The following is a 7,671-nucleotide window of genomic DNA, read 5'->3' as shown; positions in this document are numbered from 1 at the left end:
CCGGCGAGGTCGTTGGTCTTCGAGGCGACCTCGCGCAGCATCTGCGCGCCCATGTTCTCGAACTTGTCCTTGAGCTCGATTTCCTTGGCGACGGTGACGCCGTCCTTGGTGATGCGCGGAGCGCCGTAGCTTTTGTCGATGACGACGTTGCGGCCCTTGGGGCCCAGGGTCACCTTGACCGCATCGGCGAGGATGTCGACGCCGCGCATGATGCGCTCACGAGCGTCGCGGCTGAATTTCACGTCTTTGGCTGCCATCTGGCTACCCTTTCAATTGAGAAAAACGGTTACGAATCTGAAGTCAGCCGACGATTCCCAGAATGTCGCTTTCCTTCATGATGATGAGGTCCTCGCCATCGACCTTGACCTCGGTGCCCGACCATTTGCCGAACAGGATCTTGTCGCCGGCCTTGACCTCGAGCGGATGGACGGTGCCCTGCTCGTTGCGCGCGCCGGTGCCGACCGAGACGACTTCGCCTTCCTGCGGCTTTTCCTTGGCGGTGTCGGGGATGATGATCCCGCCCGCGGTCTTTTCCTCGGCCTCGACGCGGCGGACGAGAACGCGATCGTGAAGCGGCCTGAAACCTTGAGCCATTAGTCCCTCTTTCTGGTTGTGAACTGCGCTCGCCTTGGCACTCCCATGAGGAGAGTGCCAGCGATGCCTTGCATATGGTCACGCCGCCCGCCGCCGTCAACGCCCGCGGCCCGGAGCGGTGGATTTAAGGGACCAGCGCCAGCCGCTCACGCATTGCCCAGCGCGCGATCATCAGCACCGCGACAAACGCCAGCCCGGCGGCGAGCCCGGTCCAGATGCCGACCCCCTGCCAGCCGCGGTAGAACGCCAGCCACACCCCGACCCCGAGCCCGATCACCCAATATCCGACCAGCGCGAACAGCATCGGCACGCGGGTGTCGTGCAAGCCCCGCAGCATGCCCGCGCCGACCACCTGCGCGCCGTCGACGATCTGGAACAGAGCGGCAATCGCGAGGAACGACACCGCCAGCCCGATCACTCTCGCGTTGGCGGCGCTGTCGGATAGGAACAGCCCGACCAGCTCGCGCGGGAAAATCCACATCGCCAGCGCCATCGCCGCCATGAACCCGACCCCGAGCAGCCACGCGGTCCACCCGGCGCGCGCGATCCCGCCATGGTCGCCGCGGCCGAACGCCCGCCCGACCCGCACCGTCGCCGCCTGGCCGAGCCCCAACGGGACCATAAAGCTCAGCGCCGCGATCTGTAGCGCGATGGCGTGGGCGGCGATCGATTCGGCGTCGATCAGCCCCATCAGGTATGCCGCGGCTCCGAACACCGCGCCCTCGAACGCCATGGTCAGCCCGATCGGCAGCCCCAAGCGCCAGATATGCCGAAACCGCGGCCAGTCGGCGCGCCACCAGCGCCCGAATAGATGGAAGCGGCGGGTTTTTCGCCCGGTGGCGATGACGATCGCCAGGGTCAGCGCCAGGCACGCCCACACGATCGAGCTGCCCAGCCCGCCGCCGAACAGGCCCAATGCGGGCAGCCCGAACTTGCCGAAAATCAGCGCCCAGCACACCACAGCGTTAAGCACGATCCCGGCCGCGCTGACGATGAAGATCCACGCCGGGCGCTCGAGCGCGGAGAGGAAATTGCGCATCGCCTGGAACAGCAGGAACGGCAGGATGCTCCACATATAGCCGCGCAGAAACGTCGCCGCCCCGCGCGCCAGGGCCGGCTCTTGCCCCAACGCGCGGATAATCGGCTCCGCGTTCCACAGCACCGCCCAGGTCGCGAACGAGATCACCACCGCGACCCAGCATGCCTGGCGGAACGAGCGGCGCACGTCGCGCACCGCGCTCGAACGCCGCCCGAGCGCGGTGGCGATCATCGGCGATGAGGCGGTGACCACGCCGATGCCGAGCAGGAGGAAAACAAAGGTCAAATTGAGCCCGAGCGCCGAGGCGGCGAGCGGAAGCGGCCCGAGCCAGCCCATCAGCACCACGTCGGTGGCCTGGATCAGCGCCATCGTCAGGTTGGACAGGATCAGCGGCCACGCCAGCGCCAGCGTCGCGCCCAGCTCGCCGCGCCACGGCCGGTCGGTTTGCAATTGCGCGGGCGCGTCCATACTTGAAGCGCCTAGCCGCGCGCCCGCCGGTCGAAAAGGGTTGGCGCCCGGCTGTCCGCTCCGCTAGCTCGGCGGGGCATTGGAATGGGGCGAAAATCCATGAAGTTCGCGCGTGCCATCTGGAAATTGCTGGTCGGCATCAAGGACGTGCTGGTCCTGATCTTCATGCTGCTGTTCTTCGGCGTGCTCTATGCCGGCCTGTCGGCGCGGCCCGATCCGGTGACCGACGGCGTCCTCGCGCTCGACCTCGACGGGGTGGTGGTCGAGCAGGCCGCCAAGCCCGATGTCGCCGAACTGCTGTCGGGCAGCGGCGACCGCACCAAACAATATGCCCGCCGCGACCTCGTCGCCGCGATCGACGAAGCGCGCACCGACGACCGCGTCAAGGCCATCGCCCTCGACCTCGACGGCTTCCTCGGCGGCGGCCAGGCCGCGCTCGGCGACGTCGCCGAAGCGCTGGTCCGCGTGCGCGCCTCGGGCAAGCCGGTGATCGCCTACGCCACCGGATACTCGGACGACGGCTACCAGCTCGCCGCCGCGGCATCCGAAGTATGGCTCAACCCGTTCGGCGCGGTGGCGACGGTCGGCCCGGGCGGCGCCAATCTCTATTTGAAGGGCCTGCTCGACAAGATGGGGGTGACCGCCAACATCTACCGCGTCGGCACCTACAAGGCGGCGGTCGAGCCGCTGACCCGCAATGACATGTCGCCCGAGGCGCGCGAGAACGCCCAGGCGCTGGCCGGGGCGCTGCTCGAGACTTGGCGCCAATCCGTGCTCAAGGCGCGGCCCAAGGCCAAGCTCGACGCTTACATGCGCGACCTGCCCGGCGCGGTCGATGCCGCCGGGGGTGATCTCGCACGCGCCGCGCTGACGGCCGGGCTGGTCGACAAGGTCGCCGACCGCCGCGCGTTCGAGACTCGGCTGGCCAAGCTCGGCGGCGACGATGAAAGTGCGCCCGGCGGCTATGCCCGGATCAAGCTCGACAGCTACATCGCCGACCGCGTCGAGACCGCGCCCGACGGACCGATCGGCATCGTCACCGTCGCCGGCAACATCGTCGACGGGCGCGCTCCGGCGGGCACCGCGGGCGGCGACAGCATCGCGCGCGCGATCGAGCGCGGGCTCGAGGACGATGCGATGAAGGCGCTGGTGGTGCGCGTCGACAGCCCCGGCGGCTCGGTGCTGGCATCGGAACGCATTCGCCAGGCGATCCTCGCCGCCAAGGCCAAGGATCTGCCGGTGGTGGTGTCGATGGGCAATGTCGCGGCGTCGGGCGGCTATTGGGTGGCGACCCCGGCCGACTTCATCTTCGCCGAGCCGTCGACCATCACCGGGTCGATCGGGGTGTTCGGCGTGCTGCCCAGCTTCGAAGGCACTTTGGCCAAGCTCGGGCTGGGCGCCGACGGGGTCAAGACGACGCCGCTGTCGGGCGAGCCCGATCTGCTGCGCGGGCCATCGCCCGAGGCCGACCGCGTGCTCCAGGCGAGCGTCGAATCGGTTTACCGCCGCTTCCTCGGCATCGTCGCCCAGTCGCGCAACAAATCGCCGCAGGACATCGACAATATCGCCCAGGGGCGGGTGTGGGATGGCGGCTCGGCGCGCCAATTGGGGCTGGTCGACGGCTTCGGCGGGCTCGACGAGGCGGTCGCCAAGGCGGCCCAGCTGGCCAAGCTCGGCGAGGATGAGCGCGGGGTGCGCTATCTCGAGCGCCCGGTCAGCTTCACCGACAGCCTGCTCGAAACGCTCGCCAAGGAGGAAGAGCGGGAAGAGGACGAGAGCATGGCCGACGGCTTCGCCAGCTTCACCGGCGGGCAGCGCCAGCTCGAAAGCGCGCTGGCCGACCTTCACTCGGTGCTCGCCGGGCCGCGCATCCAGGTGCGCTGCCTCGAGTGCCCGAGCGCCGCTCCGGCGGTGCTCGACCGCCGCCAGCTCGGCTTCTTCGCCGCGCTGCGCGAGTGGCTGTTCTAGTCCGGCTGGCGGCGGCGGAGGACGCCGCCGCGCTGGCGGCGGTCTATCGCCCGTTCGTCGAGGACAGCCGGATCAGCTTCGAGGAAGCGGCGCCCGACGCTGCCGAGATGGCGCGGCGCATCGCCGACGACGGCCGCGGGCTGTTCGCGTGGCTGGTGGCGGAGGAGGACGGGCGCCTGCTCGGCTTCGTCAACAGCTCGCCGTTCCGCGCGCGCGCGGCCTACCGCTGGGCGGTCGAAACCGGGATTTACCTCGCCGCCGACGCGCATGGGCGCGGGATCGGCGGGCAGTTGCTGGCGCGGATGCTCGACCTGCTGACCGCGCAGGGGTTCACCACCGCGATTGCCGGAATCGCCTTGCCTAACCCGGCGAGCGTCGCGCTCCATGAAAAGCTCGGCTTCAAGCTGACCGGCACCTACGACCGCACCGGTTTCAAGCACGGCCAATGGCTCGACGTCGGCCACTGGCAGCGCGACCTCGCGCCGCGCGCCGAAACGCCCGCAGGCCCGCGCCCGTTCGCCGAGGTCTTTTAGTTCATCATCCCGAAAATCGCGCCAAACGCGGTGAACTGCAGCGTGTGGTAGCCGGTGTTGATCAGCCACAGTTTGAAGCTCCGGCGCTCGAACAGATAGCTGATCCCTAACGCCGCGCCGATCCAGCACAGCCCGGCCGAAAAGCCGGCGCCGATCGCCGCGCCGAGCGGCATGTCGGGGCCGATGAACATCCCGAACACATAGGCCGCGACCAGGCTCAAGACGAAGGTCAGGCCGAAGATCTTGGCCATGTTGGCGCCCGCCATCGTCTCGTCGCTAAGCCCGGCTTCGCGCTGCCACGCCCTGCCGAACAGGAACGGCGCGTACCACAGCCCCCCGATCACCAGCGACGCGACACCGCCCGCTAGCACCGCCAGCAAATTCACCTCCGGCATGTCTTTCCCTCCCCTATTTGAGCGGCTTTTTGAGTTTCTCCGTCCAGTCGATCGGGCCGACCGCGAAGCGGTCGCGGAGCATTTCCAGCGAAACCCGGTTGCCGCCCTTGAAGAACGCCAGCACCGCCTGGCCCGAGGCGTCGGCGCCATAGTTGGTGCCGGTCAGCGAGACCCGCGTGGCGCCGCCCTCGGGCGCCAGCTCAAAGGTCTGGGTAACCCGCCTTAGCGCCTCGAAATGGGGGAAACCGGCGGGCGCCTTGATGGTGTGGAACGCCAGCCGCTGGCCGGGGACGCGGGACAGGAACTCGTTCTCGATGTTCATCGCGTCGCCGGGCTTGGCGGCCGGGTTGTAGCTGGTCTCGATCACGTCGGGCCGCGCCGGCGCGATCCACGCCACCGGCACCGCCCAGCTCTTCCACCCGTCGACGGTCGAGATCGCCGACCACACCGCGGCCGGCGGGGCGGGGACGACCACGCTGTGCGACAGGCTGACGCTGCCGTCGGCCTCGCTGCGGACTTGCTCGGTGACCGGGGTCAGCGCCGCGGCCGGTGCAGCGGCGGCGAGCAGGGCGAAGGCGGCAACGCGGTTGATCATACGACGGTTTCCTTGACCTTGAGGTTGTCGAAATGCGCGGCGAGCTGGGCGATCGCGCGGTCGAAGAAGGCGACGTCGCGGTAGGTCCGCGCCTGCATCACCGCGCCCTCCATCACGGTCAGCACGAACTCGGCCAGGGCCTGGGTGTCGGTGCCCGGAGCGAAGCGGCTCGCGGCGGAGTCGAGGCACGCTTTGACCGCGTTCACCCAGCCGGTGAAATTCTCGGCCAGTTTCGTCCGCACGATCGGGTCCGCCTCGTGCAGCTCGAGCGCCAGGCTACCGATCGGGCAGCCATATTCGCACTCGGTGTCGATGATCAGCCCGCGGTACAGACGGAGCAAGGCGAACACCCGCTCGAGCGGGTCGTCGATGCCCGCCCACGCCGGCTTGAGCAGCGCTTCGCCAATGCCGTCGCGGTAGGCGTCGAGCACCGCCAGCAGCACGTCCTGCTTGCCCGGGAAGAAATGATAGAGGCTGCCGCTGTTGACCTGGCTGCGGCTGAGGATGTCGGCGATCGAGGTCGAGTTGTAGCCCTTGAGCCAGAACAGCTCCATCGCCGCATCGACGATTCGTGCACGGGTGTCCTTGATCATCCATTCAACTTAGTTGAACGCTCAATCAAGTCAAGTGAGGACTTATTTGGGTATGGGTTTCGCCTCGCGCTTGCGCTTGCGCTTGTTGGTCATCGGCAACAGTACCAGCGCAAGCAACGCCATCACCAGCGACCCCACCCCGAACCCGATCGTTAGCGGGTTGTGGGCGTCCTCCCGAGTGCGCAAGTCCATGATGTGCAGCCCCCACATCAGGTCGTAAAACCGCCACCAGCCAGTGCGCTTGGCGACCACCGCGCCCGACCCCGCATCGACATAGAAACGCGTGCCGTCGTCCATCGCCACCCGCCATGCGGCGATCGGCCGGCGCAGCTCGAGCGGCGGCTTGGCCGGGTCGGTGCGGATCACCTCCCTGACCTGGGCCTGACCCATGTATAGCACCGACACTTCGCGCACCGCATCGGCGGCGGACAGCGGTGGCAGCACCTTGCCCGAGGCGGGATCGGCCAGGCGCGTGGTGCCGTCGGCCAGCGTGACCACCCAGCGCGGCCCTGCGGCGCGGCGCTCGAGCATCAGCGAGGTCAGCGGCACGCCCTCCAGCGCGGGCATCGCGGGCGGCGTCGCCAGCCGCATCGGCGTCGGCTCACGCATCAGGTGCGTACCGCGCACCGCTTCGATCGGCCGCGCGACCATCAGCACACCGGTCGCGATCCACAGCAAGATCGGCAGCCCGACCAGCCAGCCGAGCCACACATGCCAGCGCCGCAATCGCGACCGCATTGCACTCATTGCTGCGCCCCTGCCATCAGATGTGGCGCCATCAAATGTGGATCGGCTTGCCGGTCACCGCCATCGCCGCTTCCTTGAGCGCTTCGGCGTGGGTCGGGTGGGCGTGGCAGGTATAGGCGATGTCTTCGCTGGTCGCGCCGAACTCCATCGCCTGCGCCGCCTGCGCGATCATCGAGCCGGCGGGCACGGCGATCATCCACACGCCGAGCACGCGGTCGGTCTTGGCGTCGGCGATCACTTTGACGAAGCCGTCGGGCTCGCGGTTGGTCTTGGCGCGGCTGTTGGCGAGCATCGGGAATTTGCCGACCTTGACCTCGCCCGCGGCCTTGGCTTCTTCCTCGGTGAGGCCGACCCCGGCGATCTCCGGCATGGTGTAGACCACCGACGGGATCACCGCGTGGTTCACGATCCCGGTCAGCCCGGCGATGTTCTCGGCCACCGCGATGCCCTCGTCCTCGGCCTTGTGCGCGAGCATCGGGCCGGGGACGACGTCGCCGATCGCCCACACACCCGCGACTTTGGTGCGGAAGTCGTGGTCGATCTCGATTTGCCCCTTCTGATTGACCGCGAGCCCGGCCTTGTCGAGCGCGAGGCCATCGGTGTTGGGGCGACGCCCGATCGACACCAACACGACGTCGGCCTCGATCGTCTCGGCCGCGCCGCCGGCGGCGGGCTCGACGCTGAGCTTGACCGTTTCGCCCTCGACCTTGGCGCCGGTGACCTTGGTCCCGAGCTTGAA

General features: G+C 68.5%; 10 protein-coding genes. 2 read left to right on the top strand and 8 right to left on the bottom strand.

Translation table 11 applies throughout. The features are described from left to right. The 3 genes from RMP08_RS01945 to RMP08_RS01935 form a co-directional block, all read right to left on the bottom strand. On the bottom strand, positions 1-257 hold a 257-nt coding region (locus RMP08_RS01945; protein WP_310467285.1), incomplete at its 3' end, for a TCP-1/cpn60 chaperonin family protein. A gap of 43 nt (positions 258-300) precedes the next feature. After that, positions 301-594: a co-chaperone GroES gene (gene groES, locus RMP08_RS01940; protein WP_310467283.1), complete on the bottom strand. Its 294-nt coding sequence runs from the start codon at positions 592-594 to the stop codon at positions 301-303. Positions 595-718: 124 nt separating this feature from the next. Continuing rightward, positions 719-2,101 (bottom strand): MATE family efflux transporter, encoded by a 1,383-nt coding sequence (locus RMP08_RS01935; RefSeq protein WP_310467281.1) that lies wholly within the window; start codon positions 2,099-2,101, stop codon positions 719-721. A gap of 99 nt (positions 2,102-2,200) precedes the next feature. On the opposite strand from RMP08_RS01935, the gene sppA reads away from it, so the two are divergent. Beyond that, positions 2,201-4,069 (top strand): signal peptide peptidase SppA, encoded by a 1,869-nt coding sequence (gene sppA / locus RMP08_RS01930; protein WP_310467279.1) that lies wholly within the window; start codon positions 2,201-2,203, stop codon positions 4,067-4,069. Further along, entirely contained in the window at positions 4,057-4,602 is a 546-nt protein-coding gene (locus tag RMP08_RS01925; RefSeq protein ID WP_310467278.1) for an N-acetyltransferase family protein, read from the top strand. Before sppA ends, RMP08_RS01925 begins: the two co-directional genes overlap by 13 nt. On the opposite strand, the gene RMP08_RS01920 is transcribed toward RMP08_RS01925, so the two are convergent. The 5 genes from RMP08_RS01920 to RMP08_RS01900 form a co-directional block, all read right to left on the bottom strand. Then, positions 4,599-4,997, bottom strand: coding sequence for a DUF1761 domain-containing protein (locus tag RMP08_RS01920; RefSeq protein ID WP_310467276.1), 399 nt, complete (start codon positions 4,995-4,997; stop codon positions 4,599-4,601). The genes RMP08_RS01925 and RMP08_RS01920 overlap by 4 nt on opposite strands. Positions 4,998-5,010: 13 nt before the next feature. Continuing rightward, positions 5,011-5,592: an SRPBCC family protein gene (locus tag RMP08_RS01915; protein WP_310467274.1), complete on the bottom strand. Its 582-nt coding sequence runs from the start codon at positions 5,590-5,592 to the stop codon at positions 5,011-5,013. Next, on the bottom strand, positions 5,589-6,185 hold the full coding sequence (locus RMP08_RS01910) for a TetR/AcrR family transcriptional regulator (protein WP_310467273.1): 597 nt from the start codon (positions 6,183-6,185) through the stop codon (positions 5,589-5,591). Before RMP08_RS01910 ends, RMP08_RS01915 begins: the two co-directional genes overlap by 4 nt. Positions 6,186-6,227: 42 nt before the next feature. Then, the gene (locus tag RMP08_RS01905) at positions 6,228-6,932 is read right to left on the bottom strand and encodes a PepSY domain-containing protein (RefSeq protein ID WP_310467272.1); all 705 of its coding nucleotides are present in this window, start codon (positions 6,930-6,932) and stop codon (positions 6,228-6,230) included. Positions 6,933-6,963: 31 nt separating this feature from the next. Continuing rightward, positions 6,964-7,671 (bottom strand): FAD-dependent oxidoreductase (locus RMP08_RS01900; protein WP_310467271.1); only part of this gene is annotated, 708 nt, incomplete at its 5' end.

This window comes from Sphingomonas sp. (assembly GCF_031426035.1).
Lineage (GTDB): Bacteria > Pseudomonadota > Alphaproteobacteria > Sphingomonadales > Sphingomonadaceae > Sphingomicrobium.
Note: the sequence above shows the minus strand (reverse complement) of the source record. Positions and strands in the feature narration are given on the sequence as shown.